This window comes from Brevundimonas sp. UYEF29 (assembly GCF_040546195.1).
Taxonomy (GTDB): Bacteria; Pseudomonadota; Alphaproteobacteria; order Caulobacterales; family Caulobacteraceae; genus Brevundimonas; species Brevundimonas huaxiensis.
Map to the genome: position 1 here is coordinate 150,207 of NZ_JBEPNH010000001.1, position 25,013 is coordinate 175,219.

Sequence of the window (25,013 nt, forward strand, 5' to 3'; positions counted from 1 at the left end):
CGTGAGTCGAGATTCCGGGTGTGCGAACGCCATTCACGATTCACGAGTCACTCCTCACGACCTCACTCGCCCCAATTCCGTGCGGTTTGCGGGGTTGGCTTATGGGGCGCGAGCGGGCACACCGGGCGGGCGAGTTTAACCACGAATGGGAGCAGCCGGTGGCGATGATTTCGGGCTGGATGAGAGCGGTTCTGGTCGCGGGGGCGGCGTTGAGCACGGCGGCCTGCATCAGCTATCCTTCGGAGCCGCGCTATTCGACGCATGCGAACCCGGCGCCGGCCTATGGTCCGGGGCAGGGCGCCTACCCGCAGCAGCCGGCCTATCCGAACGCCGGCCAGAATTCGAACCAGCCCTATCGGCCGGCCCCCTATGAATCGCCGCCGCCCGCGACGGCGCCGATCGGTCAGGTGGACGGCGGGGCCTTGCCGCCGCCGGTCAACGTCGGGCCGAGCCAACCGACCTATCAGCCGCCGGCGTCGCAGCCGCCCGCCTATACGCCGCCGTCCAATCCGTCGTCGTCGGCCCCGGTGCGGCCGGGCGCGGCCTATGTGATCCAGCCGGGCGACACGATCTCGGGCGTGGGACGGCGGTTCCAGACCCCGGTCCAGACGCTGATCGACCTGAACGGCCTGGGCCCGCGCGGCGCGATCACGACGGGCCAGCGAATCATCCTGCCTGAAGCGGCGGTGGATACCGGCCGCGACCCTTACGCGACCGGCGCTTCGCCCGTCGGCGTGCTGGTGCCCAACAACGGCGCCGTGCCGCCGCCCCCGCCGCCGCCCTCTGGCAATGCGGCGCTGCCGGTCCAGACGCGGCCTGTCGAACAGACCAACGCCGCCGGCGCCGCTGCCGGTCAGCCGAATCTGCTGTGGCCCGTGCGCGGCGACATCGTGCGGCGTTTCGGCCCGGTCGGCATGGGCGAGCGGAACAACGGCATCAACATCGGCGCCTCGGCCGGAGCGACGGTCAGCGCCTCTGCGGCCGGGCGGGTGGCCTATGTCGGCAGCGATCTGGTGGGGCAGGGGCTGACGGTGCTGATCGTACACGCCAACGGCTGGCGCACGGTCTATGGCCATCTGGGTTCGGCGACGGTCAAGGATGGCGACGACGTGCGCGCGGGCCAGCAGATCGGCACCGTGGGTCTGACGGCCGGCGACGGACGCCCCTCGATCCACTTCGAGACCCGTCAGATGCGCGGCGACGATCCGGTCGCCGTCGATCCTTTGACAGTGTTGCCCAGGTAGCGCTTTCGCCGCGTTGCAATCTGCGAGGCGCGGCCCTAGGTTCCGCGCCTCGTTTTAATGGGGGCTCCGACGAGGGCTACCCTTCTATGTTCGGAGACGACCCATGGGCGCTGAAGGCGGCTTGACGGCGCAGTTGATCGGGTTTGCGCCCATCATCGGTATTTTCATCCTGTTCTACTTCCTGCTGATCCGTCCGCAGCAGAAGCGCGCCAAGGAACACGCGACCGCGATCGCCGCCGTCAAGCGTGGCGACACCGTCGTCCTGGGCAGCGGCATGATCGGCAAGGTCACCCGCGTCGAAGAGGCCGAGGTCAACGTCGAGATCGCGCCCAGCGTCAACGTGCGCGTGGTCAAGGCCATGATCGCCGAGGTGCGCAACCGCACCGCCATCGCCGCCAACGATTCCAAGGCCTGATACGCTCGCGTATCCGCCGATACCTGGACCGCCCTCATGATTCAGCTGTCGCGCTGGAAAGTCATTCTCGTCGTCGTCTCGGCCGTCCTCGGCTGTCTGCTGGCGTTCCCGAACCTGTTGTCGGATCAGCAGCGCGAGGCGCTGCCAGGCTTCATGCCCAAGAACAAGCTGAACCTGGGGCTGGACCTTCAGGGCGGTTCGTATCTGCTGCTGGAAGTCGACGTGCCGGCGATGCGCGAAAAGCGCGTCACCAACCTGATCGAAGACGTTCGGGTCACGCTGAACGGCGCCGGCGTCGCCACCAACGGCTTCCAGCGTGAAGCCGGCGGCGTGGTCGTCACCCTGGCCAATCCGGCCCAGGGCGATGCCGCGTTCAAGGCGCTGCAGCAACTGGGCGGTCAGGTCGGACCGGGCGGCCAGGCCGAACGCATCGCCACGCGCCTGGGCGACAACCGCATCCGCTTCGCCTATACCGACGCCGCGCTGAACAGCATGGGCGCGACGGCCGTGGACCAGTCGATCGAGGTGGTGCGCCGCCGGATCGACAGCCTGGGCACGCGCGAACCCTCCATCACCCGCCAGGGCGCCGACCGGATCGTGGTCCAGGCGCCGGGCGAGAGCGATCCGAGCAAGCTGGAAGAAGTCATCGGCCAGACGGCGCAGCTGACCTTCCAGATGGTCGATGTCGAGAACTCGGTCCAGGACGCCCTGGCCGGCCGTGTGCCGCCCGATTCCGAACTGCTGCAAGGCGAGGACGGCACGCCCTATCTGGTCAAGAAGCGCGTGCTGGTGTCGGGTGAGAACCTGACCCGCGCCGGCGTCGGTTCGGACCAGAGCGGCCGCCCGGCCATCGACTTCCGCTTCGACGGCGCCGGCGCGCGTCGCTTCGGCGAAGCCACGGCCGCCAACCTTCAAAAGCCCTTCGCCATCATCCTGGACGGCAAGGTCATCTCGGCCCCGACGATCCAGAGCGCGATCACCTCGGGCTCGGGTCAGATCACCGGCAACTTCTCGATCCAGGAAGCGGCGACGCTGGTGAACCTGCTGAACGGGGGCGCCCTGCCTGCGCCGCTGAACGTCGAGGAGCGCCGCACCGTGACGGCCGAACTGGGCGCGGACGCGGTCGCCGCCGGCGCCCTGTCGACCGCCGTCGGCTTCGCCATCATCGTGCTGTTCATGATCCTGGCCTACGGCCTGCTGTTCGGCGGCGTGTCGGTGGTCGGCCTGGTGTTGAACGGCGTGCTGATCGTGGCGGCCATGTCGTTGACCCAGGCGACGCTGACCCTGCCAGGCATCGCCGGTCTGATCCTGACCTTCGCGGTCGCGGTGGACGCCAACGTGCTGATCTACGAGCGGATGCGTGACGAGGCCCGGGCGGGCCGCAGCGTCATCGCCTCGATGGACGCAGGCTTCAACAAGGCCATGGGCACCATCATCGACGCCAACCTGACCACCCTGGTCGCGGCGGGCATCATGTTCGTGTTCGGCGAGGGGCCGGTTCGCGGGTTCGCCTGGACCCTGACCATCGGTGTGTTCACCTCGGTCTTCTCGTCGGTCCTGGTCGCCCAGGTCCTGCTCGGCTACTGGCTCAAGACGGCCAAGCCCAAAAAACTGCCGATCGCGGAGTGATGGCGATGCGTGGATGGCCCCTGATCAAACTGCTGCCGCAGAAGACGAACTTCCACTTCGTCAAATATGCGCGGTTCGCCGGCGTCTTGTCGGTGATCCTGTGCGTCGCGGCGATCGTCTCCTGCTTCTATCCCGGCCTGAACATGGGCATCGACTTCCGGGGCGGCGCCTCGATGGAAGTGTCCAAGCCGGCGGGTCAGACGATCGAGCTGGATCGGGTCCGTGAGGCCGTGAACGGCCTGAACCTGGGCGACGTCCAGGTTCAGGGCATCGCGCGCCGCGACACCAATGTCGATGACGGCTCGACCGCCATTCTTCGCTTCCAGGTGCCGGAAGGCCGCGATCAGACCCAGGTGGTCAACCAGGTCGAGGGCGCCATCAGCGGCGCGGTCGGTCAGGTCAACTATTCGGGCGTCAGCGTCGTCGGCTCCAAGGTGTCGGGCGAGCTGTTCACATCGGGCCTGTTGGCTCTGGGCGTCGCGATCGGCCTTATGTTCCTCTACATCTGGTTCCGGTTCGAGCCGCAGTTCGGGTTCGGCGCCGTGGTCGGCCTGCTGCACGACGTGATCCTGACGTTCGGGCTGATCGTGCTGTTCAAGCTGGAGTTCAGCCTGAACATGGTCGCCGCCGTCCTGACCGTCATCGGCTATTCGATGAACGACACCGTCGTGGTGTTCGACCGCCTTCGCGAGAACCTGCGCAAGTACAAGACCATGCCGCTGCGCGACGTGATCGACCTGTCGCTGAACGAGACCCTGTCGCGGACCATCATCACCGGCGTGACCGCCGTCATGGTGCTGGCGGCCCTGGCCATCTTCGGCGGCGAGGCCCTGTTCGGCTTCTCCATCGCCCTGATGTTCGGCATCATCATCGGCACCTATTCTTCGATCTATGTCGGCGCGCCGATCATCCTGCTGTGGGGCGTCAAGCGCGGCGCCCTGGCTGACGACGCCAAGCCGGTGAAGCTGGGCATGGCCAGCCGGCCGTAGGTCGAGCGCCAGCGTCGAAAGTTGGGCCGTCCCGTCATCGCCGGGGCGGCCTTTTCCTTGGACGGCGTCCGTGCAAGGCTGAGCCTATGAAAGCGCTCGTCTATACCGCCGCCGTCCTTGCCCTGACCGGCACCCTGACCGCCTGCACCGACAGCAAGCGGGCGCGCAACGACGCCACCTGGGGCGACAAGCCGGCGGACATCACCTGCTGGACCTATGGGGTGGAGAACTTCAAGGGACGCTCGACCGGCAAGGTCGAATATGACGACGGCGGCCGGATCTCGTTCGTCGATGCGTCCAACAACCGCTACACCACGATCGATGGCGATTGCCGCGTGGTCTATATGTAGCCCAGCAAATAGGACCGGATGGCGGACGGAGGCCTGAACCTCCGCCCTGGACCGATCAGCGCAGCGAGGCCGTGAAGCGCTGGATGCGGGTGCAGGCTTCTTCCAGCACAGCGTCCGAGGTGGCGTAGCTGATGCGGAAATAGGGGCTGAGGCCGAAAGCCTCGCCCTGCACGACGGCGACGCCCTCGGCATTCAGCAGTTCGGCGGCGAAGGTGGAGTCACCGTCGATGGCGACGCCCGTTTCCGTTGTCTTGCCGATCAGTCCGGCGATGGACGGATAGACGTAGAAGGCGCCCTCGGGCGTGGCGCAGGTGACGCCAGCCGCCTGGTTGAGCATCGACACGACCAGATCGCGGCGCTTCTCGAAAGCGGCCTTGCGCTCGGGGATGAAGTCCTGCGGGCCGTTCAGCGCCTCGACGGCCGCCCACTGGCTGATGCTGGACGGATTGGACGTGGTCTGGCTGGCCACCTTGCGCATCAGGTCGATCAGCGGCTTGGGCCCGCCGGCGTAGCCGATGCGCCAGCCGGTCATGGCATAGGCCTTGGACACGCCGTTGACCGTCAGGGTGCGATCGATCAGGTCCGGGGCCACCTGGGCGATGGTGGTGTATTCGAAGTCGCCATAGACGAGGTGCTCATACATGTCGTCGGTCAGCACCCAGACGTGCGTGTGGCGACGCAGGACCTCGGCCAGGCCTTCCAGCTCGGCGCGGGTGTAGGCTGCGCCGGTGGGGTTGGACGGGCTGTTCAGGATCAGCCACTTGGTGCGGGGCGTGATCGCGGCCTCCAGCACGGCCGGCCGCAGCTTGAAACCGTCCTTCTCCTCTCCAACCACGGTCACGGGTTCGCCGCCGGCCAGCAGCACCATGTCGGGATAGCTGACCCAGTAGGGGGCGGGCACGATGACTTCGTCGCCGGGGTTCAGCGTGGCGACCAGGGCGTTGAAGATGACGGGCTTGCCGCCCGGCGCCACGTGGATGTTGGCCGCCGTATAGTCGAGATCGTTCTCGCGCTTGAACTTGGCCACGATGGCCGCCTTCAACTCAGGCATGCCATCGGCGTCGGTATATTTGGTCTCGCCGCGATTGATCGCATCGATCGCGGCCTGTTTGATATTTTCGGGGGTGTCGAAGTCCGGTTCGCCGGCGCCCAGGCCGATCACGTCGCGACCCTCCGCTTTAAGCTTCCGGGCCTGCGCGGTGACGGCGATGGTGGCCGAGGGCTTGACGCGAGCGAGGGCGGAAGATTGCAGGCTGGACATGAACTATCCCGTGGTTTTGGAAGTTTTTTGCCGGGGAGGCGGGGTTGTTTACGCGGCGTCGCCCCTCGGGACAATGCGCTGATGCTCGCTAATGCAGAGATGGGATGATAAGCGGCGGCTCTGATGCGCTGGATCATCGATTTCCTGTCGAACATGGAGGCGCGTCGCTGGCGGGCCGTGCTGGCGACGGCCCTGCTGCTGGGCGCGATGATCGCCCTATTCGCTGTGGGCAAGAGCCGACTGGGGCTGGAGGCCGAAGGGCGGCTGGAAGACTGGCTGGCCGGATTCCGCCAGGGGCCCTGGGGGCTGGTGGCCGCCATCGTCGTGTTCACGGTCTCGGCTTTCTTCGGGGCGCCGCAGTTCATCCTGATCGCCGCCTGCGTCGTGGCGTTCGGGCCGTGGTTCGGCTTCCTCTACAGCTGGATCGCGACGGTCGTGTCGGCGGGCGTGACCTATTGGCTGGGACGCGGACCCACGGCGCGGCTGCTGGCGCGGCACGGCGGCAAGACGGTCGGACGCCTGACGCGGTTCGTCGGCAAGAACGCCTTCTACGCCAGCTTCATGATCCGCAATGTGCCGTCTGCGCCGTTCATCGTCGTCAACATGGCGTTCGGGGCGGCGAGGGCGTCGTTCCCGGGCTTCCTGGCGGGGTGCGCGCTGGGCGTATTGCCGAAGACCGCTCTGGTCGCCTTCTTTGGCGGATCGTTCATGACGGCGGTCAGCGGCGACGGGATCTGGACCTCGGCCATACTGGCTGGCGTGGCGCTGGCTTGGCTGGCGCTGATGCTGGTGGTGCGTGAACTGGTGAAGCGGCGCGAGATCGCGCGCGGCGACTGAGGGAATTTGCTTAGCCTGCTATTTAGATTCCATTCATCCACAGGTTGCATTATGCGTGGTGGGAGGCATCGCTATGGATGTCGAGGTTCTAAAAACGCAGCACGGCCGGATCATACGATTGGCCAGCGCCTTGGGCGGGATCGCCGCTGTTCTAAAAACATCGGATGATGCGACACGCGCCCGCGAGTTGATGAGCGCGCTGAACGTCGCCCTGACCGAGCATCTGGCGATTGAGGACGGTGAACTCTACCCTGTCCTGATGCAGTGCGAAGATGTGTCGGTTCGTGACCTCGCTCAGCATTACGTCGAGGACATGGGCGCGCTCAGCGGGGTTTGGGCGCACTATTTTATGGAATGGACTCAGGCCCGGATTCTAGCGGATCGTGACCGGTTCGCCGGTGTGACCAAGGGGTTGATCGGCGCGCTGGCGCACAGGGTCGCGCGCGAGGAAGACACGCTGTATCCGACGATGCTGGCCGCCACGAATTTTGGCTTGGGCCCACATGGGCGGAGCAGGGCGGCCGTGTAGTCATCGCGTCCACAGGCGTCGCGCCTCGATAGCCCTCTGCATATGACGACACTGTCATCGGGGCTTGTAATCCCGGTTTCATACGGGCAAACCCGCCGCTAGTAGGCGTGGCGAAGACGATCAGGAACTGTCCGGCGTGGGGATGTCAGGGCAGTTGGGGCGTCGCCAGGTCGACTGAGACATCTAGACGCCCTGCCAGCTAACAACGGTATCGATTCCCATGAGCTTCTCCCTTTTCGGCGCGATCTCCAACGACATCGCGATGGACCTGGGCACCGCCAACACCCTGATCTACATGAAGGGCAAGGGCATCGTCCTGAACGAGCCGTCGGTCGTGGCGCTGAGAAACGTCGGGGGGCGCAAGGTCGTCCACGCCGTGGGCATCGAAGCCAAGCAGATGCTGGGCCGCACGCCGGGCCACATGGAGGCGATCCGCCCCATGCGCGACGGCGTCATCGCCGACTTCGAAGTCGCCGAAGAGATGATCAAGCACTTCATCCGCAAGGTGCATAACCGTAAGGGCTTCGTGAACCCCAAGATCATCGTCTGCGTGCCGTCGGGCGCCACGGCGGTCGAGCGCCGCGCGATCAACGACAGCTGCCTGAACGCCTCGGCGCGCCGCGTGGGCCTGATTGACGAGCCGATGGCCGCCGCGATCGGCGCCGGCCTGCCGATCCATGAGCCGACCGGCTCGATGGTCGTCGACATCGGCGGCGGTACGACCGAAGTCGCCGTCCTGTCGCTGTCGGGCATCGTCTATTCGCGTTCGGTCCGCGTCGGCGGCGACAAGATGGACGACAGCATCATCAGCTACATGCGCCGCAACCATAACCTGCTGATCGGCGAAACGACCGCCGAACGCATCAAGAAGGACATCGGGACCGCCCGCATCCCGGCCGACGGCGAAGGTCTGTCGATCGAGGTCAAGGGTCGCGACCTGATGCAGGGTGTGCCGCGCGAGGTGCGCATCTCTGAGCGTCAGGCGGCGGAAGCCCTGGCCGAGCCGGTCACCCAGATCATCGAGGCCGTCAAGGTCGCGCTGGAGGCCACGCCGCCGGAACTGGCCGCCGACATCGCCGACAAGGGCATCATGCTGACGGGCGGCGGCGCCCTGCTGCGCGGCCTGGACGTCGAGATCCGCGATCACACCGGCCTGCCGGTTTCGGTCGCCGACGATCCGCTGTCGTGCGTGGCCATCGGCTGCGGCCGCGTGCTGGAGCACCCGCGCTGGATGAAGGGCGTGCTCGACTCCGCGCTCTGATCCGTCCGTTGCGGCCAGGTGAAAGCTTGGCTGCAAATCCTTGTCTGGCCTGCGTGATCACGGTTCCATTCCGGCCTTGATTTTGCGATAGGCAGGTTCAGCGGCAGGGGGCGTCCTGCCGATTCCAACCCCTTTGAGTGGAAGGTCGCCCGTGGCGTTTCGCGACGGCCCTTTTGAAAGCATCAAGGTGCCGCTGGCGTGGACCGCCGCGGTCGTCGTCGTCGTGGCCGTGATCGGCGCGATCGTCCTGTTGCTGGGCGACCGGACCACGTCCGAGGGCGGCTCGACCATGGGCGCGGCGCGCGGCGGTTTCGAAGCGGCAGCCGGTCCAGTGGGCGGGGTCTTCGCCGCGCCGGTGCGTTGGGCAGGGGCCGCGCGCGACTATGTCGGCGGCTATTTCTTCGCCATCGGTGAGAACCGCCGCCTGAAGGCCGAGATCGCAGAACTGCGCGGCTGGCGCGACGAAGCGATCGCACAAAAGAACATCAACGGCCGCTATGAGGCCCTGCTGGGTCTGCGCACCGAGCCGCCGGTGCCCATGGCCACGGGACGGGCGATTTCGGAATCGCGCGGTCCCTTCTCCAACGCCAAGCTGATCGACGTCGGGTCGGCCAAGGGCGTGCGGATCGGCAATCCGGTTGTGACGGAACACGGGCTGGTCGGGCGGGTGAGCGGCGTGACGGGCGGCGTCAGCCGTGTCGTGCTGCTGACGGACGTGGCGTCGCGCACCCCTGTGATGATCGAGCGGACCGATGCGCGCGCCATGCTGACCGGCGACGGCGGCGACAGCCCGCGTCTGGAGTTCATTCGCGGATCCGGTTCGATCAAGGCGGGTGACCGCATCCTGAGTTCGGGCGACGGCGGCGGTCTGCCGCGTGGTCTGCCGATCGGGGTCGCCGCCAAGGGCGTGGACGGCGCCTGGCGGGTCAAGCTGTTCAGCGATCACGGCGCGATCGACTATGTCCGCGTGCTGCTGTTCCAGAGCTTTGGACAACTGGTCAGCCCGAACGCCTTGAACGCGCCGCCGCTCGCAGGCCTGACGACGGCGCCGGAGCCGAGCGCGGCCGAGGTCGGAGCGCTCCGTGACGCCGCCGCCCGTCGCGCGGCGGCGCAACAGGCCCAGGCCGAACGGGCGCGTGCTGCGGCGGCGACGCCAGCGCCAACGCCTGCGCCCGCCGCTGCGCCGACTGCGGCTCGTCCGGCTGCGACGTCTCCAAGGCCTGCGGGTTCGACCCCTTCGCCTGCACCGGTTGCGCCCATCCCTGCGCCGACGCCCGCTCCGGGAGGCGCGGCGTGAGACGGCCCGTCGCGGTTCGCGTTGTCGGACCTCTTCAGTGGATTGTCTATCCGGCCCTGCTCGTCCTCGCCGCGACGGTCGTTTTGGGAACGCCGCTCCAGCTGTTCGGTCTGCATCTGCCCGAGCCGGTCATTCCGATGATCCTGGCCTTCGCCTGGCCCTTGATCCGGCCGTCGATGCTGGCGCCTGCGGTGTTGTTTCTGATCGGCCTTTTCCTCGATCTGTTCTGGAATACGCCGCTGGGTCTGTGGGCGCTGTGCCTGATGGGCGTCTATGGAACGGTGCTGCTGTCCCGCAATCTGCTGGCGGGGCATGAGGGACTGATCCGCTTCGGAGCCTATGCCGCCTGTACGCTGGGCGCCTTCTTTCTGGCCTATCTGGTGGTGACCATGCGGGCGACGAACGCGCCGGCGATTCTGCCGCTGGTCGGACAGCTCGCGCCGACGCTGCTGCTGTATCCGATCGCCAACTGGATGCTTGAGCGATTCGACGACGGAGATATTCGGTTCCGATGAGCGGCGAGCCCTCCATCTTCTTTGCCGATGTGAATGAGCGTCAGGGGTCCTTCCTGCGGCGCACCTTCGTGCTCGGCGGGGCAACGGCGCTGGGGATCACCGCGCTGATCGGACGGCTGGGTCAGCTGCAGGTCGTTCAGGCTCAGGAATATGCGACCCTGTCGTCGCAGAACCAGTTCAACTTTCGCATGGTCCCGCCGCCGCGCGGCCTGATCAAGGACCGCAACGGCGTCGTCATCGCCGGCAATCGCCCCAGCTTCCGGGTGCTGGTGGTGCGCGACGAGACCAAGGACCTGGACCAGACCCTGGACCTTTTGGGGCGGCTGCTGCCCGACACGCTGGAGCGCCGTCGCGCTATCATCCGCGACGTCAATGCGGCGTCCAAGTTCAACCCGGTGCCGGTCAAGAGCGACCTGACCTGGGAGGAGTTCGCCAAGGTCAATCAGTACGCCAACGAACTGCCCGGCGTGATGGTCGATATGAACGAGGCGCGCTACTATCCGTTCGGCGGGTCGTTCGCCCACGTCATCGGCTATGTGGCCAAGGTGTCGGACCGGGACGTCAAGGCGATCCGCGACAAGGGCGAGCAGCCGCCCGCGCTGTTGTTCAACCCCAGCTTCCGCATCGGCCGCCAAGGTGTAGAAAAGGCTCTGGATACGTCGCTGCGGGGCGAGCCGGGCGGCAATCGGGTCGAGGTCGATGCGCGCGGTCGTGTCGTCGCCGAGGACATCGGCGGCTCGCGGCCGGCCGTGCCGGGCAAGGAAGTCGTCCTGACGCTGGACGCCGACGTCCAGAACCGCGCGCTGGAGGTGTTTGGCGATGAGTCGGGCGCCTGCGTTGTCATGGACGTGCGCAACGGCGACATTCTGTGCATGGTCTCGGCGCCGTCGTTCGACCCGAACCTGTTCGTCGGCGGGGTGCCAACCAAGACCTATCGCGCGCTGGCCGACTATGAACGCAAGCCGCTGCTGGACAAGACGCTGAACGGCACCTTCCCGCCGGGCTCGACCTTCAAGCCGACGACGGCGCTGGCCCTGCTGGAAGCCGGCGTCGATCCCAACATCAGCGTCTTCTGCAGCGGCGCCTATCGCACCGGCAACCGCGTGCAACGTTGCTGGGGGCGGCATGGCACCCAGAATATGCACGACGCGATCAAGAACTCTTGCGACGTCTATTTCTACGCCATGTGCAACCGCGCGGGCGTGGACAATATCCGCAAGGCCGGGCTGGCGCTGGGCTTCGAGCACGAGTTCGACATCGGCGTCGGCAACCAGCGTAAGGGTCTGTTGCCGTCGACGGAATGGAAGGCGCGGACCTTCCCGCGCGATCCGGTCTGGCATCCAGGGGAGACGACCTCTGTCGCCATCGGCCAAGGGGCGATCACGGTGAACGCCCTGCAGCTGGCGGTCATGACCTCGCGTCTGGCGAACGGGAAGAAGCAGCTTCAGCCGCGCCTGATCAAGTCCATCGGCGGTGTCGAACAGCCCAGCGGGGCCGAGGCGCCGGACCTGCCGTTCGATCCGGCCCACGTCGAATATGTGCGCCAGGGCATGATCGCCGTGGCCAACGATCGATCCGGCACCGCCTATCGCCAGAGCCAGTTGGGCCTGGGCGACATCCAGATGGCCGGCAAGACCGGCACGGCGCAGGTCCGGAACTACGGCTCCGGCTCGCGCAAGAGCAATATCTGGGCGCTGAAGGACCACAACCTGTTCGTGGCCTTCGCGCCGGTGGATGCGCCGCGATATGCGGTCGCCGTCATCGTCGAACACGGGGGCAAGGGCGGGGCGACCGCAGGCGCGCCGCGCGCGCGCGAGGTGATGCGCACCGTGCTGCTCAAGGATCCGGACATGCGCGCCCGCATCGAACGGCCGCTGCCGCCCGAACCGACCGGCGACGCCATCGTTGAGGACGGGGTGGTCGGCGCCGCGCCCGAGCCCGATGTCGTGGCCCCGCCGCAACCAAGCCGCCCTGCGCCGTCTGCGACCAGCGGGCCGCGTCCTTATCTGTCGGAGCCCGGCCGTTGACCGCCTCGGCCCTGTCACGTCCCGGCGAGCGCGAACGCGTCTCGACCAAGCTGGGCCAGATCGACTGGCGGCTGACGGCCTTGCTGTGCGTGGTGTCCGGCACCGGCGCCCTGATGCTGTATTCGGTGGCGGGCGGATCCTGGTCGCCATGGGCGATGAAACACCTGATCCGGTTTGGCCTGTGTCTGGCGCTGATGCTGATGCTGTCGCTGATCAGCATCCGATATTGGTTCGCCCTGGCCTATCCCATCTACGGGATGGCGCTGTTCATGCTGGCGCTGGTGGAGACGCCGCTGGGCTATACGGCGCTGGGGGCCACGCGATGGCTGGACCTGGGCTTCACCCGCATACAGCCGTCCGAGATCATGAAGATCGGCGTCGTGCTGGCCCTGGCGCGCTGGTATCACGGCGCCTCGGCCAAGGAGGCGAGCTTCCATTGGAAGCTGATCTTCCCCGTCGGGATTATCGGCCTTCCGTTCCTGCTGGTCGCCCACCAGCCGGACTTGGGGTCGGCCATGTTGATCGGCTTGACGGGCGCGGCGATCATGTTCGTCGCCGGGCTGAGCTGGCGGATCATCTTGCCGCTGATCATCGCCGCCGCCGTGCTGGTGCCGCCCTATGTGATGTTCGGCATGCACGACTATCAGCGTCACCGGGTGCTGACCTTCCTGAACCCCGAGGCCGATATGTCGGACAAGGGCTATCAGATCGTCCAATCCAAGATCGCCATGGGGTCGGGTGGGCCGTTGGGACGCGGGTTTGGCCTGGGCAGCCAGAGCCAGCTGGAGTTCCTGCCCGAACGCCAGACCGACTTCATCTTCGCCGCCTTCGCCGAGGAGTTCGGTTTCGTGGGCACCTTCACCCTGCTGGCCTCCTATGCCGCCATCATCCTCATCTCGCTGAGGATCGCCTCGCTGTCGCACAGTCACTTCGGGCGATTGGCGGCGTCGGGGGTGACGGCGACATTCGCGCTCTATGTGCTGATCAACGGGGCGATGGTGATGGGTCTGGCGCCGGTCGTGGGCGTACCGATGCCGCTCTTGTCCTATGGCGGCACGGTGATGCTGACCGTCATGATCGGCTTCGGTCTGGTGATGGCGACGCGGGTTCACCGCTACGCCGAACTGCCCAAGGGCCACGGCCTGATCTAACGCTACGTAAGCCAAGTGATCGGCATTCAGGTTTCGCTTTCTAAGGCGGAGATTTCCTGGATAAGGTCATTCCCAACGATGTCTCGCATCGGTTTCGGCCGGTCAGCGACGCACGCCATGGGAGACGAGGAATGACCGATCTGGAGCAATTCCGCGCCGAGACGCGCGCCTGGCTGGAGGCGAACTGCCCGGCCGAATGTCGCGGGCCGATGGCCGACGACGAGATGATCTGGGGCGGGCGAAACCCCACCTTCAAGACCCCGGCGCACAAGCTGTGGCTGGAGCGGATGGGCGCGCGGGGCTGGACGGCGCCGGAATGGCCCAGGGAATACGGCGGAGGCGGCCTCAGCCGGGAGGAGGCCAAGGTGCTGGCCTCCGAACTGCGACGCATCAAGGCGCAGCCGGCCCTGGCCAGTTTTGGCGTCTGGATGCTGGGCCCGGCGCTGCTGGCCTTTGGGACCGAAGAGCAGAAGAAGCGCTTTCTGCCCGAGATCGTGCGCGGCGAGATCCGCTGGTGCCAGGGCTATTCCGAGCCGGGCGCTGGGTCCGATCTGGCGTCCATCCAGACGCGGGCCGAGGATCGGGGCGACCACTGGATCGTCAACGGCCAGAAGATCTGGACCTCCTACGCCGACAAGGCCGACTGGATCTTCTGCCTGGTGCGCACGGACCCCGAGGCGCCCAAACATCTGGGCATCAGCTTCGTGCTGTTCGACATGAAGACGCCCGGCGTGACGACGCGGCCGATCACCCTGATTTCAGGCAAGTCGCCCTTCTGCGAGACCTTCTTCGACGATGTGCGGGTGGAGAAGGAAGACCTGGTCGGGACGCTGAACCGGGGCTGGGACGTGGCCAAATATCTGTTGGCGCACGAGCGGACCATGATCGGCGCGATGGGCGAGGTCGGCGGCGGGCGGCCTGTAGGGCAGGTGGCGATAGACGCCATCGGCGCCGACGAGGCCGGACGACTGGATGAGCCGATGCTGCGCGCCCGGATCGCGGACCTGGAGATCGACGCCGCCGCCTTCCGCCTGGCGATGGAGCGGGTGGGCGATCAGGTGAAGGCCAAACAGGCGCATCCGGCCATCGCCTCCATGCTGAAATACTATGGCTCCGAGCTGAACAAGCGGCGCCATGAGCTGCTGATGGCGGCGGGCGGGGCCGATGCGCTGGAATGGGAGGGCGAGCGGTCGCACGACGGCAAGACGGCGCGCGACTGGCTGCGGACCAAGGCCAACTCCATCGAAGGCGGCACCAGCGAGGTTCAGCTGAACATCATCGCCAAACACCTGCTTCAACTGCCGGGAGCGTGAGACGATGCCGCTGATCCTGACCGAAGAACAGACAATGTTGCAGGACGCCGCCGACGGCTTCCTGAACGAACAGGCGCCGATCGCCCATCTGAGAAAGCTGCGGGACGAGCGGGACGCCGACGGGGTGTCGCGCGACCTGTGGCGGGCCTTTGGCGAGATGGGTTTCGCCGGCGTCATCATCCCCGAGGCGCTGGGCGGCATGGGGCTGGGCGCGGTCGAGGCCGGGGTGATCGCCGAGAGCCTGGGGCGCACCCTGACGCCGTCGCCCTATCTGGGATCGTCGATCCTGTCTGCCAAGGTGCTGATCGACGGCGGATCGCAGGCGCAGCAGGCCTGGTTGCCCAGGATCGCGGCAGGCGAGTCGATCCTGTCGCTGGCGGTGGACGAAGGCGCGAAACACGCGCCGTCGCGGATCACCACGCGGGCCGAGCGGGCGGGTAACGGTTTCAATCTGAACGGCGCCAAGGCCTTTGTGCTGGACGGCCATGTGGCGGACGCCCTGATCGTGGTCGCCACGGCGGACGAGGGGACGACGCTGTTCCTGGTCGATCCGGCGACGGCGGGCGTCGAAATCGAGCGCACAGTGATGGTGGACGCGCACAATGCGGCGCGGATCACGCTGAGCGATGTGGCGGTCGACGCCGATGCAGTGATCGGCACGGTCGGGGGCGGGGAGGCGCTGCTGGACGGCGCGCTGAACCTGGGGCGGGCCTGCGCGGCCTCCAGCCTGACCGGCGCCGGGGATCAGGCGTTCAAGACGACGATGGACTATCTGCGGACGCGCAAACAGTTCGGAAAGCTGATCGGCGAGTTCCAGGCGCTGCAACACCGCGCTGCGCATCTGTTCTCGGAGCTGGAGCTGGCGCGCGCAGCGACGATCGGCGCCCAGATCGCCCTCGACGAGGGGCGCGAGGACGCGCCTCTGGCGGCCTCCGTCGCCAAGGCCAAGGCGGGGCGGGTCGCCGAACTGGCGGTGCAGGAGGCGGTTCAGATGCACGGCGGCGTCGGCATGACCGACGAATTCGACGTCGGCCTGTTCATGAAGCGGGTGCGGGTCCTGAACGAACTGCTGGGCGATGCTGGCTTCCACGCCGAACGGGTGGCGCGGGCGCAAGGATTCTAGGGTCGGCGTCTAATCGAAGTCGCTGTCATTCCGGGGCTGAGCGTCGCGAAGAACCCGGAAGCCAGGAGTGCGCATCACGGCTCGTGCCGCGTCAGGCGGCGGCGGTGTCCCCCTGGGTTCCGGGTTCGTCCTGCGGACGCCCCGGAATGACGATGGAAGGGGGCTTCCGACCTAGACCGCCTTTTCGCTCCACAGGTCCAGATCCGCCTCGCGCCCGATCAGCGCCAGGCCGGCCGCGATGGATTCGAACTCGCCGCCCGTCTCGATCCGCTCTGCGCCGAAGCGGTTCTGGAAAAGCGCCCGCACGGCCGGCACGAAGGAGGTGCCTCCGGTCAGGAAGACGCGGTCGATGGCGTCGGGCACCAGGCCGCTGCGGGCCATCGCCTGATCCACCGCGCCCTCGATGGCGGCCAGTTCCGGCGCGATCCAGCGTTCGAAATCGGCGCGGGCGACCGGCTTTTCGATATGGACGCCGCCGGCCTGGAACAGGAAGGTGGCGGTTTCCTCGGCCGACAAGGCCATCTTCAGCGTTGAGACGGCGCGGTACAGGTCATGGCCATGGTTGTCGTCCAGCACCTCAATCAGGCGCTCGATCTTCTCGGGCTCCAGCGCGGTGCGGGCCAGGGCGCGGATGTCGCGCATGTCGCGCGAGGCGCGCAGCAGGGCCAGCTGATCCCAGCGGGCGAAGGCGGAATAATACCGCTGGGGAATAGGCAGTTGTTTGCCGACGGAGCTGTACAGACCGCCCTTGCCCAGTTCGGGCGAGACCAGCTGGTCGATGATCCGATAGTCGAAGGCGTCCCCCGCCACGCCCACGCCCGAGCGCGCCAGCGGCGTCGAACGCAGGCCGTCGGGCGTATGTTCGAACCGGATGATGGAGAAGTCGCTGGTGCCGCCGCCGAAGTCGGCGACCAGGACCGTGGCGTCCGCCTTCAGCTGGCGCGCGAAATAGAAGGCGGCGCCGACCGGCTCGTGCGCATAGCGGATGTCGGTGAAGCCCAGCCGCTGGAACGCCGTCTGATAGCGCGACAGGGCCAGGGTCTCGTCCGGATTGCCGCCCGCAAAGGTGACGGGACGGCCGACAATGACGGCGGGCGGGGCATCAATCAGTGCGTCGCCGGCGTGGTGGCGCAGGCGCAGCAGGAAGGCGGCCAGCAGATCCTCAAAGGCGTAGCGCTTGTTGTCGATCCGGGTTTCGGTGAAGGCGGCGCTGGCGGCGAAAGTCTTGAACGACTGGATGAAGCGGGTCTCCAGCGGATCCTCGACATAGGCGGCGATGGCCCAGGGCCCGGCCTCGACAACGCGCTCGGGCGGCTGGCCGTCCACGCCCGGATGGGTCTGGAAGCTGAGCGCCGAGCGGAAGGTCGTCGTCTGAGCCTCGACCGCGTCGAAGGTCACGAGATGGGCGAGGCCGTCCGCATCGGTCAGGGCCACGACAGTGTTGGTCGTGCCGAAATCGATCCCGATCGTCATCGGTTTCGTCGCCGTCATGGCAGGGCTCCAGGCAGGGGAGCCGGGTTCCTAGCGTCAGGCGGGGCAATAGCAAGGGCTAAAGCGGAAGTGCGCCGTTGTCAGGCAACGGCGTATATAAATTTGGACTATATCGTTACGTGGCCTTCTGGCCCACAGGACTGAGCATGACTTCAACAGCTTCAACGGCGCGGCCCGTTGCATCGACCTTCATTCCACCTCGATGCTCTGCGCTATAGGTGAACTCGCTCGTTCGTTTGTGACCATGAATGTCCAGATAGGAAGTCTGGACATTGATATAGACGATGGTTTGGCCGGCTCGAAACGACCTTGTCTCCATGTCGTCCAAGACGACCATTTTGGTGCTAAAGTCCTGATGGGGTGGCATCAGCCCGCCAAGTTCTTCGGGACGAACCGGAAAGGCTGGCGGTTTCATCCCCCTCTGGCGTATTTCAAAATGGCGGCTTGCTGACACCTCGAGAGCGGGTGAGCTACCAAAGTTCTTGAACTTCGGGACAAAAGCAAAGCCGTTACCGACAACCTTTTCGTCAAGCGTGCCGTTTTGAAAAGGTCCGTAATCTAAGCCTGTAGGTAAAATCCATGCTCTGTCCCCTTGAGCTGCAGATACAGCGGCCAAAGTGGATTTTCGCGCCTCCTGAGCCATATCGTCGCTGGAGTCTGCGGCTCGTTTAGCTTGGTAGGATGCATCTTTCGCGAACAGAGCAGCCGCGATAGCGGCAAACATGGTAATCGCGCCAACGATCAATCCGCCCAGCTGGATCCAGAAGCCATTTGCGGTCCAGTTTGCGCCGCGCTCAGCCGCGTCGGCCGCCTTCCATTGAGCGCAGAGATCAGAGCGTCGATCCTCTTCATCGCCGAGGCATGGCTTACCGAGTTGTCTGTCCAGAGTCTGTGGCGAATTCTCGCTTTCTGCCGTGGGCTTAGGTTCTTCAGCGTCCGTCTGGTTCGCGGCCTCCTTTCGTTCCTCTGGTGGTGCCGCTAGGGCCGCCGGAGAGAAAACGGCAAGAAAACCAACAACGATAACGGGTAGAATTTTCATTCCCCGGTTATTTCGCCGAAACGCAAAGCAAGCAATACGCTAGGTGGGTGCCCATCTCGGCAAAACTAAGCAAGCGGCTCAGTGGGGAACCGGGAGCGCGAAAAAGCCGGGGTTACAAAGTGGCTGGCGGAAGCGGTGGGATTCGAACCCACGGACGGCTTTCACCGTCGCTGGTTTTCAAGACCAGTGCCTTAAACCACTCGGCCACACTTCCTTGCCGCCGCGGCGGAGGCGGACGCCATAGCAGGCGAAAGGGTCATTAACCAAAGCGGAAATGTCTTCGGTCATCCTGTTTTCGTATTTTTTGCGAGGCGGGTCGATGACGTTTGGACAGGGAGTGCGCGGCGCGCTGATCCTGGGGCTGTTTTCGCTGCTGGCCGCCTGTTCCACCGTCGGCGGCGCGGGCGTGCGCGGGACGGTCGCCGGGCGCGGTGAGGACCGTCCGCCCATCGTTAAGGACCCTGCGCCGATCGTGTCGGGGACGATGCGGCCCTATCAGGTGCGCGGGCGCTGGTACACGCCCAAGGAACAGCCGGATTACGAAGAGGTCGGGATGGCGTCCTGGTACGGCGACGCATTCAACGGGCGGCCGACCTCCACCGGCGAGCGGTTCGACATGCATGCCCTGACGGCGGCGCACAAGACCCTGCCTTTGCCCGGTCTGGTCGAGGTGACGAACCTGGAGAACGGGCGGCGACTGGTGGTGCGGATCAATGACCGCGGGCCGTTCGTGGACAGCCGGATCATCGACCTGTCGCGCGAGGCGGCGAGCGAACTGGGAATGCTGTCGCAGGGCGTGGGGCGGGTGCGGGTGCGCTACCTCGGGCGGGCGCCGCAGCAGGGCGGGGGCACGCTGTTAAGGGCGTCGGCGCCCGCGCCGCGCGGCGCGGTTCCGGCCAGCCCGCCCGTCAGCCCGCCGGTTATCGCTCCCGCGCCGGTCGCGGTGGCGGAGGTGACGACCTTCTGGGTTCAGGCAGGCAGTTTCTCGGATCAGGTCGAGGCGGGACGAATCGCCGACAGCCTGAGCGGCTGGGTGCGCGCCGATCGGGGCGCGGGGCGGTTCAACGTGGTTGTAGGCCCCTGGGACAGCGCCAATGCGGCCGAGGCGGCGCGTCAGTCGGTCGTGGCGCGAGGTTATGCGGGCGCCCTGTTGATATCCGGCAGCTGATCGCGCGCGCGGGCTTGCGCCGGGCGGCGTCGGCGCGCCATGAAGGCGCGTGACCCGTGGACAATTCATAAGCTTCGAAGGCGGCGAGGGCGCCGGCAAATCGACCCAGGTCGGGCGGCTGGTCGCGCGGCTGCAGACGGTGCTGGGCGAGCGCAAGGTCGTGCGTACGCGTGAACCGGGCGGGTCCAAGGGCGCGGAGGTGATCCGCAATCTGGTGGTGGCCACGGACGCCGAGCCGTGGTCGGCCATGACCGAGACCCTGCTGATGTACGCCTCGCGCTCGGACCATCTGGAGCGGACCATCCGCCCGGCGCTGGCGGCCGGCGACTGGGTGGTGTGCGACCGGTTCGCCGATTCCAGCCGGGCCTATCAGGGGGCAGGCGGCGGCGTAGCGCAAAGCTTCATCGAACAGATCGACGCCGGCGTGGTCGGGGACGACCAGCCGGACCTGACCCTGGTGTTCGACCTGCCGGTCGAGGTCGGCCTGGAGCGGGCGTTCGGGCGCGGCCTGTTCGAGACGCGGTTCGAATCCAAGGGTCTGGAGTTCCATCAGCGGCTGCGCGAGGGCTTCCTGCGCATCGTCGAGGCCAATCCGCAGCGTTGCGTGCTGATCGACGCGGTCGGATCGCTGGACGAGGTCGAGGCGCGGGTCTGGCAGGCGGTTCAGGACCGGCTGCTGTGAGCGATCATCCGCGTGACCGGTTCGACCTGATTCCCGATGCCGCGGCGGAGACGGCGTTTCTGGATGCCTGGGAGCGGGGGCGGTTGCACCACGCCTGGCTGCTGTGCGGGGTCGAGGGGACGGGCAAGGCGACGTTCGCCTATCGCGCGGCGCGACGGCTGCTGGGCGCGGCGGCCGATCCGGCGTCCGGGCCGTTGGGCGCCCGGCGCGACGATCCGGTCAGCCGGTTGATCTCGGCCCAGTCGCACCCGGACCTGCTAGTGCTGGAACGCTTGGTCGAGGGGGGCAAGACCAAGAAGTCGATCTCGGTCGATCAGTCGCGCGAACTGCCGGAGTTCTTTTCCAAGAGCCCGTCGCAGGCCCAGCATCGGGTGGCGATCATCGACGCGGCCGATGACCTGAATCTCAACGCCGCCAACGCCTTGCTGAAGGTTCTTGAGGAGCCGCCCGAACGTGGCGTACTGTTTCTGGTGACCCATGCGCCGGGGAGGCTTCTGGCGACGATTCGGTCGCGCTGTCGGCGGCTGAGCTTTCCGATCTGGACGCCGGATCGGCTGGAGACTCTGGTGCGCAACCGGACAGGCGCGGAGCGTAAGGACGCCGAATACGCGGCGATCATGGCGGGCGGATCGCCGGGCGCTGCCCTGGCCCTGGCGTCCGGCGCGACGTTCGAGATGGACCAACTGGCGCGGCGCTGGGTCGAGGGCGATGTGGACCGGGCCGAAGCCCTGGCCATCGCCGACCGGTTCCGCGGCGCCGACGGACAGGAGCGTTTCGAGATCCTGATGGATCGGTTGATCGCGGCGGTGCGGATGCGCGCCTTGCAGAGCGCGCCGACCGCAGGCAATCGATGGGCCGAACTATGGGAGCGGCTGCAGCCGTTGCCGGAACGGGCGGCGGGACTGAACCTGGATAAGGCCGATGTGCTGGCCGGCGCGCTGGCGGACCTGAAGCGGGTTCAGGCCCAGCAGGAGCGGATGGGCTGATGCTGATCGACAGTCATGTGAATCTGCACGCGCCGCAGTTCGACGAGGACCGGGACGCCGTGATCGCGCGGGCGCGCGCGGCTGGCGTCGGCCTGATGGTCGAGATTTCGGACAGGCTAACGACCTTCGAGGCGACGCACGGCATCGCCATGGCCAATGACGACATCTGGTGCACGGTCGGGGTCCATCCGCACGAGGCCAAGGATGCGGCGGACCTGACGGCGGCGACCCTGATCAACTTGGCCCAGCGGCCCAAGGTGGTCGGGATCGGCGAATGCGGTCTGGATTTCCACTACGACTTCAGCCCGCGCGAGGTGCAGGCGGCGGTGTTCCGGCAGCATGTGGCGGCGGCCCGCGAAACCGGTCTGCCGCTGGTGATCCATACGCGTGAGGCGGACGACGTGATGGCGTCGATCCTGCGCGAGGAATATGCCGCCGGGCCTTTCAAGATGTTGATGCACTGCTATACAAGTGGCGCGGAACTGGCGAAAATCGCTGCCGAAATGGGTGCTTGGTTTTCCGTGTCCGGCATTGCGACCTTCAAGGCGGCTGAGGACGTGCGGGCCGTGATCCGCGATATGCCGGGCGACCGGATCATCGTCGAGACCGACTGCCCCTATCTGGCGCCCATTCCGCATCGTGGACGGCGCAATGAGCCGGCCTACATTGGCCATGTGCTGGGCAAGCTGGCCGAGATCAGGGGTTGGGACGCCGAGGAAGCGGATCGCATTACGACCGAGGCCTTCTTCGGCCTCTTTGACCGGATACCTAGGCCCGCATGAGTTTCGAAGTCGTCATTCTGGGCAGCGGGTCGTCGGGCGGGGTGCCGCGCGGGGACGGCGACTGGGGCGCCTGCGACCCGGCCGAGCCGAAGAACCGGCGCACGCGCTGTTCGATGCTGGCGAGGAAGACCGGGCCGGAGGGGGTGACCAATGTGCTGATCGACACCTCGCCGGACCTGCGCGAACAGATGCTGGCCAGCGGCACGAAGCATGTGGACGCGGTTCTCTACACCCACGATCATGCGGATCAGGCCCACGGCATCGACGATCTGCGCACCTTTGCCGCGCGGGCGAGAAAGCGCATTCCGGCGTGGATGGATGCGGCGACGCATGGCTCGCTGACGCATCGGTTCGACTACATCTTCGAGAGCAAGTTCGGTTATCCGCCTCTTCTGGACGGACGGATCATTCCGCCGCATGGCACGGCCTGGTCGGTCGAGGGCGCGGGTGGGGCGATCCCGGTCACGACCTTTGATCAGGCGCACGGGCCGATCCGCTCGGTCGGCTATCGATTGAGCGACGTCGCCTATTCCAGCGATGTGTCCGACCTGGACGAGGCGGCGTTGGCGGCGGTGGCCGGGTGCAAGCTCTGGATCGTCGATGCTCTGCGTTATGCGCCGCATCCGACCCATGCCCATCTGGACCAGGCCCTAGCGTGGATCGCCGCCGCAGACGTGGAGCATGCGGTGCTGACGAACCTGCACATCGACATGGATTACCAAGCGTTGTCCGCGCTTGTTCCCAAAAACGTCGAGGTCGGATTCGATGGCTGGAGCCGAGTGATCGGCTAGCTTGCGCCGGCCTTGTGGTTTTTCCAGTCGAATAGCTCTTCCAGCACCCGCACCGCCTGGCCGCGTTCCGATGTCAGATCTGGGTCGCGGTTCATGATCAGCCGGGCATCATCGGCGGCGGCCAGCATCAGGCTGCGGTGGCGGATCGGATCGGCAACGCGGTAGGCGGGAAAACCGCTCTGTTTCAGGCCCAGGGGATCGCCGCCGCCGCGCAGGCGGAAGTCTTCCTCTGCGATCTCGAATCCGTCCTCGGTGCGACGCAGGGTTTCGAGCCGCTCTTTCGCCGTCTCGCCCAAGGCGCCGTCCTGACCGCCGTACAGCAGGATGCAGGAACTGGCCTTGGCGCCGCGACCGACGCGGCCGCGCAACTGGTGCAACTGGGCCAGACCGAAGCGGTCGGCGTGTTCGATCACCATGATCGAGGCGTTGGGCACGTCCACGCCGACTTCGACCACCGTGGTGGCGACGAGGACCGGCAGGCGGCCGTCGGCGAAGTCGGCCATGACGGCCTCGCGCTCGGCGCCCGGCATCTGGCCGTGGGCCAGGCCGACCTCCACGCCCAGCAGGCGTCGCAGATCGTCGGCGCGATCGACGGCGGCCGCCAGGTCGATGGCCTCGGATTCCTCAACCAGAGGGCAGATCCAATAGGCCTGGGCGCCGCTTTCGACGGCGGTCTTCAGACGGGCGGCGACCTCGCCGATGCGGGCCAAGGGCAGGACGGCGGTCGTGACGGGGGTGCGGCCGGGCGGCTTTTCCAGCAGGCGACTGACCTCCAGCTCGCCATATTGCGTCAGCTCCAGCGTGCGTGGGATGGGGGTGGCCGACATGGTCAGCAGATGCACGGCGCCCAGGCGCGGGTCGCCCTTGGCTTGCAGCCGCTGACGTTCGTTCACGCCGAACCGGTGTTGTTCGTCTATGACCGCCAAGGCCAGGCGGTCGAAGCGGACGGCGTCCTGGAACAGGGCATGGGTGCCGATGGCGACCTGGGCCTGACCCGAGGCCAGGGCTGCCAGTTTCTCGCGCCGTTGCGCCGGGGTGTCGCGGCCGGTGAGCAGGATGGCGGCGACGCCGGCTGCGTCCAGCATGGGGCCGAGCTTCTCGTAATGCTGGCGCGCCAGGATTTCGGTCGGGGCCATGAGCGCGGACTGGAAACCGCTGGCAGCGGCGTCCGCTAGCGCCAGGGCGGCGACGGCGGTCTTGCCCGAGCCGACATCGCCTTGCAGCAATCGGCCCATCTGCTGGCCCGACGCCAGATCACGACGAATTTCGGTGACGGCCTGGGCCTGGGCGTTGGTCAGCTGGAAGGGCAGGGCCTGGAACAGGTGTTCGGACGCTGCGCCGGGAGCGATGACGGGGGCGGGCCGGATCTCGCGGGCGCGGCGACGACGGGCCAGAGCCAACTGGTGGGCCAGGAACTCGTCATAGGCCAGGCGCTGGCGGGCGGGGGCGTCGGGCGACAGGTCCATCTCGGCTGTAGGGGCGTGTAGAGCGTCCAGAGCGGCGCGCCAACCCAGCCAGTTCTGCTTCTTGAGCCAGGCGGGATCCTGCCATTCCGGCAGGTCGGGCGCGGCGGAGAGGGCGACCTGAACCAGTTTACGCAACTGGCGCGAACTGAGGCCCTGGGTCGCCGGATAGACGGGCTCGGACGCCGGAATGTCGGCCGCCTTGTCCAGTGTCACGATGTCCGGATGGACGATCTGGACCTCGCCGTTGAACCTTTCGACCTTGCCCGCGACCAACCGCGTTTCGCCGCGCGGCAACAGCCGGTCGATGTGCTGGGGCGAACCGCCGAACCAGACCAGATGCACGAAGCCGGTGGGATCGCTGGCCCAACCCTTCAGCGGCGCGCCAGGACGGCTGGGGGTGAAGAGGCGGTCGATGGTCACGGTGAAGACGCCCACCTCGCCATCGACGGCGGTGGCGGCCTCGGCAGGGCGGCGGACGATGACGCCGGACGGGCTGAGGAACAGCAGATCGCGGACAAGAGGGCCCGCCACCTTTTGCACTAGAGGCAGGACGCGAGGGCCCACGCCCTTCAGGGTCGAGACCTCGGCGAACAGGGGAAAGAGAATCTGCGGACGCATCGCCGTGAACATAGCGTGACCATGCCGGGTGGCGAAGTCCGTTCAGGAA

General features: G+C 66.7%; 23 protein-coding genes and 1 tRNA gene. 19 read left to right on the forward strand and 5 right to left on the reverse strand.

The genetic code is table 11. The features are described 5' to 3' along the window. Positions 1–164 precede the first annotated feature (164 nt). From ABIB58_RS00815 to ABIB58_RS00835, 5 genes are all read left to right on the forward strand, one after another. Positions 165–1,244 (forward strand): peptidoglycan DD-metalloendopeptidase family protein, encoded by a 1,080-nt coding sequence (locus tag ABIB58_RS00815; protein WP_354038975.1) that lies wholly within the window; start codon positions 165–167, stop codon positions 1,242–1,244. A 103-nt stretch (positions 1,245–1,347) separates the two neighbouring features. Further along, positions 1,348–1,659: a preprotein translocase subunit YajC gene (yajC, locus tag ABIB58_RS00820; protein ID WP_017504795.1), complete on the forward strand. Its 312-nt coding sequence runs from the start codon at positions 1,348–1,350 to the stop codon at positions 1,657–1,659. Between the two features lie 36 nt (positions 1,660–1,695). Continuing rightward, positions 1,696–3,288 (forward strand): protein translocase subunit SecD, encoded by a 1,593-nt coding sequence (gene secD, locus ABIB58_RS00825; RefSeq protein WP_354038608.1) that lies wholly within the window; start codon positions 1,696–1,698, stop codon positions 3,286–3,288. Then, positions 3,288–4,277 (forward strand): protein translocase subunit SecF, encoded by a 990-nt coding sequence (secF, locus tag ABIB58_RS00830; protein ID WP_039243629.1) that lies wholly within the window; start codon positions 3,288–3,290, stop codon positions 4,275–4,277. The genes secD and secF overlap by 1 nt, the downstream gene beginning before the upstream one ends. Before the next feature lie 86 nt (positions 4,278–4,363). Beyond that, a complete protein-coding gene (locus ABIB58_RS00835; RefSeq protein ID WP_354038610.1) occupies positions 4,364–4,627 on the forward strand; it encodes a hypothetical protein in 264 nt (87 codons plus the stop codon). Between the two features lie 55 nt (positions 4,628–4,682). Here the strand turns inward: ABIB58_RS00835 and ABIB58_RS00840 are convergent, their stop codons facing one another. Beyond that, on the reverse strand, positions 4,683–5,888 hold the full coding sequence (locus ABIB58_RS00840) for a pyridoxal phosphate-dependent aminotransferase (RefSeq protein WP_354038612.1): 1,206 nt from the start codon (positions 5,886–5,888) through the stop codon (positions 4,683–4,685). 123 nt (positions 5,889–6,011) lie between these two features. Between ABIB58_RS00840 and ABIB58_RS00845 the strand changes: the two genes are divergently transcribed. The 9 genes from ABIB58_RS00845 (at position 6,012) to ABIB58_RS00885 (ending at position 15,941) form a co-directional block, all read left to right on the forward strand. Then, positions 6,012–6,725: a TVP38/TMEM64 family protein gene (locus ABIB58_RS00845; protein ID WP_354038614.1), complete on the forward strand. Its 714-nt coding sequence runs from the start codon at positions 6,012–6,014 to the stop codon at positions 6,723–6,725. 73 nt (positions 6,726–6,798) lie between these two features. Continuing rightward, the gene (locus ABIB58_RS00850) at positions 6,799–7,254 is read left to right on the forward strand and encodes a hemerythrin domain-containing protein (RefSeq protein ID WP_354038616.1); all 456 of its coding nucleotides are present in this window, start codon (positions 6,799–6,801) and stop codon (positions 7,252–7,254) included. A gap of 220 nt (positions 7,255–7,474) precedes the next feature. Continuing rightward, positions 7,475–8,515 (forward strand): rod shape-determining protein, encoded by a 1,041-nt coding sequence (locus ABIB58_RS00855; RefSeq protein ID WP_017504801.1) that lies wholly within the window; start codon positions 7,475–7,477, stop codon positions 8,513–8,515. A 151-nt stretch (positions 8,516–8,666) separates the two neighbouring features. Then, complete coding sequence (mreC, locus tag ABIB58_RS00860) at positions 8,667–9,812, forward strand: rod shape-determining protein MreC (RefSeq protein ID WP_354038619.1); 1,146 nt, start codon at positions 8,667–8,669, stop codon at positions 9,810–9,812. Beyond that, positions 9,809–10,327, forward strand: a complete 519-nt coding sequence (locus ABIB58_RS00865; protein WP_354038621.1) for a hypothetical protein — start codon at positions 9,809–9,811, stop codon at positions 10,325–10,327. The genes mreC and ABIB58_RS00865 overlap by 4 nt, the downstream gene beginning before the upstream one ends. Beyond that, positions 10,324–12,354: a penicillin-binding protein 2 gene (mrdA, locus tag ABIB58_RS00870; RefSeq protein WP_039243637.1), complete on the forward strand. Its 2,031-nt coding sequence runs from the start codon at positions 10,324–10,326 to the stop codon at positions 12,352–12,354. Before ABIB58_RS00865 ends, mrdA begins: the two co-directional genes overlap by 4 nt. Beyond that, positions 12,351–13,505 (forward strand): rod shape-determining protein RodA, encoded by a 1,155-nt coding sequence (gene rodA / locus ABIB58_RS00875; protein WP_039243638.1) that lies wholly within the window; start codon positions 12,351–12,353, stop codon positions 13,503–13,505. Before mrdA ends, rodA begins: the two co-directional genes overlap by 4 nt. 131 nt (positions 13,506–13,636) lie before the next feature. Further along, on the forward strand, positions 13,637–14,818 hold the full coding sequence (locus ABIB58_RS00880) for an acyl-CoA dehydrogenase family protein (protein WP_354038624.1): 1,182 nt from the start codon (positions 13,637–13,639) through the stop codon (positions 14,816–14,818). Between the two features lie 4 nt (positions 14,819–14,822). Further along, positions 14,823–15,941, forward strand: a complete 1,119-nt coding sequence (locus ABIB58_RS00885; protein ID WP_354038626.1) for an acyl-CoA dehydrogenase family protein — start codon at positions 14,823–14,825, stop codon at positions 15,939–15,941. Between the two features lie 171 nt (positions 15,942–16,112). Here the strand turns inward: ABIB58_RS00885 and ABIB58_RS00890 are convergent, their stop codons facing one another. From ABIB58_RS00890 to ABIB58_RS00900, 3 genes are all read right to left on the reverse strand, one after another. Beyond that, positions 16,113–17,432: an Hsp70 family protein gene (locus tag ABIB58_RS00890; protein ID WP_354038628.1), complete on the reverse strand. Its 1,320-nt coding sequence runs from the start codon at positions 17,430–17,432 to the stop codon at positions 16,113–16,115. A gap of 115 nt (positions 17,433–17,547) precedes the next feature. Next, positions 17,548–18,471, reverse strand: a complete 924-nt coding sequence (locus ABIB58_RS00895; RefSeq protein WP_354038630.1) for a hypothetical protein — start codon at positions 18,469–18,471, stop codon at positions 17,548–17,550. 124 nt (positions 18,472–18,595) lie between these two features. Then, a tRNA-Ser gene (locus tag ABIB58_RS00900) sits at positions 18,596–18,685 on the reverse strand. A 105-nt stretch (positions 18,686–18,790) separates the two neighbouring features. Here ABIB58_RS00900 and ABIB58_RS00905 point away from each other — a divergent pair. From ABIB58_RS00905 to ABIB58_RS00925, 5 genes are read left to right on the forward strand one after another with little or no spacing between them, the layout of a single operon-like run. Next, positions 18,791–19,639: a septal ring lytic transglycosylase RlpA family protein gene (locus ABIB58_RS00905; RefSeq protein WP_354038632.1), complete on the forward strand. Its 849-nt coding sequence runs from the start codon at positions 18,791–18,793 to the stop codon at positions 19,637–19,639. Positions 19,640–19,688: 49 nt separating this feature from the next. Next, positions 19,689–20,321, forward strand: a complete 633-nt coding sequence (gene tmk / locus ABIB58_RS00910; protein ID WP_112861909.1) for a dTMP kinase — start codon at positions 19,689–19,691, stop codon at positions 20,319–20,321. Next, entirely contained in the window at positions 20,318–21,307 is a 990-nt protein-coding gene (locus ABIB58_RS00915; RefSeq protein ID WP_354038634.1) for a DNA polymerase III subunit delta', read from the forward strand. Before tmk ends, ABIB58_RS00915 begins: the two co-directional genes overlap by 4 nt. After that, the gene (locus tag ABIB58_RS00920; RefSeq protein ID WP_354038636.1) at positions 21,307–22,089 is read left to right on the forward strand and encodes a TatD family hydrolase; all 783 of its coding nucleotides are present in this window, start codon (positions 21,307–21,309) and stop codon (positions 22,087–22,089) included. Before ABIB58_RS00915 ends, ABIB58_RS00920 begins: the two co-directional genes overlap by 1 nt. After that, complete coding sequence (locus tag ABIB58_RS00925) at positions 22,086–22,880, forward strand: MBL fold metallo-hydrolase (protein WP_354038638.1); 795 nt, start codon at positions 22,086–22,088, stop codon at positions 22,878–22,880. Before ABIB58_RS00920 ends, ABIB58_RS00925 begins: the two co-directional genes overlap by 4 nt. Here ABIB58_RS00925 and recG read toward each other — a convergent pair. Next, a complete protein-coding gene (recG, locus tag ABIB58_RS00930) occupies positions 22,877–24,964 on the reverse strand; it encodes an ATP-dependent DNA helicase RecG (RefSeq protein WP_354038640.1) in 2,088 nt (695 codons plus the stop codon). The two genes, ABIB58_RS00925 and recG, sit on opposite strands and share 4 nt — an antisense overlap. Positions 24,965–25,013: the final 49 nt, after the last annotated feature.

What these genes read in the sequence shown, in the direction of transcription:
- ABIB58_RS00885 (WP_354038626.1), top strand. Translation starts at nt 14,823, where the DNA reads ATGCCGCTGATCCTGACCGAAGAACAGACAATGTTGCAGGACGCCGCC.
- ABIB58_RS00925 (WP_354038638.1), top strand. Translation starts at nt 22,086, where the DNA reads ATGAGTTTCGAAGTCGTCATTCTGGGCAGCGGGTCGTCGGGCGGGGTG.
- ABIB58_RS00880 (WP_354038624.1), top strand. Translation starts at nt 13,637, where the DNA reads ATGACCGATCTGGAGCAATTCCGCGCCGAGACGCGCGCCTGGCTGGAG.
- ABIB58_RS00855 (WP_017504801.1), top strand. Translation starts at nt 7,475, where the DNA reads ATGAGCTTCTCCCTTTTCGGCGCGATCTCCAACGACATCGCGATGGAC.
- ABIB58_RS00920 (WP_354038636.1), top strand. Translation starts at nt 21,307, where the DNA reads ATGCTGATCGACAGTCATGTGAATCTGCACGCGCCGCAGTTCGACGAG.
- ABIB58_RS00905 (WP_354038632.1), top strand. Translation starts at nt 18,791, where the DNA reads ATGACGTTTGGACAGGGAGTGCGCGGCGCGCTGATCCTGGGGCTGTTT.
- secD (WP_354038608.1), top strand. Translation starts at nt 1,696, where the DNA reads ATGATTCAGCTGTCGCGCTGGAAAGTCATTCTCGTCGTCGTCTCGGCC.
- ABIB58_RS00850 (WP_354038616.1), top strand. Translation starts at nt 6,799, where the DNA reads ATGGATGTCGAGGTTCTAAAAACGCAGCACGGCCGGATCATACGATTG.
- ABIB58_RS00815 (WP_354038975.1), top strand. Translation starts at nt 165, where the DNA reads ATGATTTCGGGCTGGATGAGAGCGGTTCTGGTCGCGGGGGCGGCGTTG.
- recG (WP_354038640.1), bottom strand. Translation starts at nt 24,964, where the DNA reads ATGCGTCCGCAGATTCTCTTTCCCCTGTTCGCCGAGGTCTCGACCCTG.
- ABIB58_RS00840 (WP_354038612.1), bottom strand. Translation starts at nt 5,888, where the DNA reads ATGTCCAGCCTGCAATCTTCCGCCCTCGCTCGCGTCAAGCCCTCGGCC.
- ABIB58_RS00845 (WP_354038614.1), top strand. Translation starts at nt 6,012, where the DNA reads ATGCGCTGGATCATCGATTTCCTGTCGAACATGGAGGCGCGTCGCTGG.
- yajC (WP_017504795.1), top strand. Translation starts at nt 1,348, where the DNA reads ATGGGCGCTGAAGGCGGCTTGACGGCGCAGTTGATCGGGTTTGCGCCC.
- ABIB58_RS00895 (WP_354038630.1), bottom strand. Translation starts at nt 18,471, where the DNA reads ATGAAAATTCTACCCGTTATCGTTGTTGGTTTTCTTGCCGTTTTCTCT.
- ABIB58_RS00835 (WP_354038610.1), top strand. Translation starts at nt 4,364, where the DNA reads ATGAAAGCGCTCGTCTATACCGCCGCCGTCCTTGCCCTGACCGGCACC.
- ABIB58_RS00890 (WP_354038628.1), bottom strand. Translation starts at nt 17,432, where the DNA reads ATGACGGCGACGAAACCGATGACGATCGGGATCGATTTCGGCACGACC.
- secF (WP_039243629.1), top strand. Translation starts at nt 3,288, where the DNA reads ATGGCGATGCGTGGATGGCCCCTGATCAAACTGCTGCCGCAGAAGACG.
- mrdA (WP_039243637.1), top strand. Translation starts at nt 10,324, where the DNA reads ATGAGCGGCGAGCCCTCCATCTTCTTTGCCGATGTGAATGAGCGTCAG.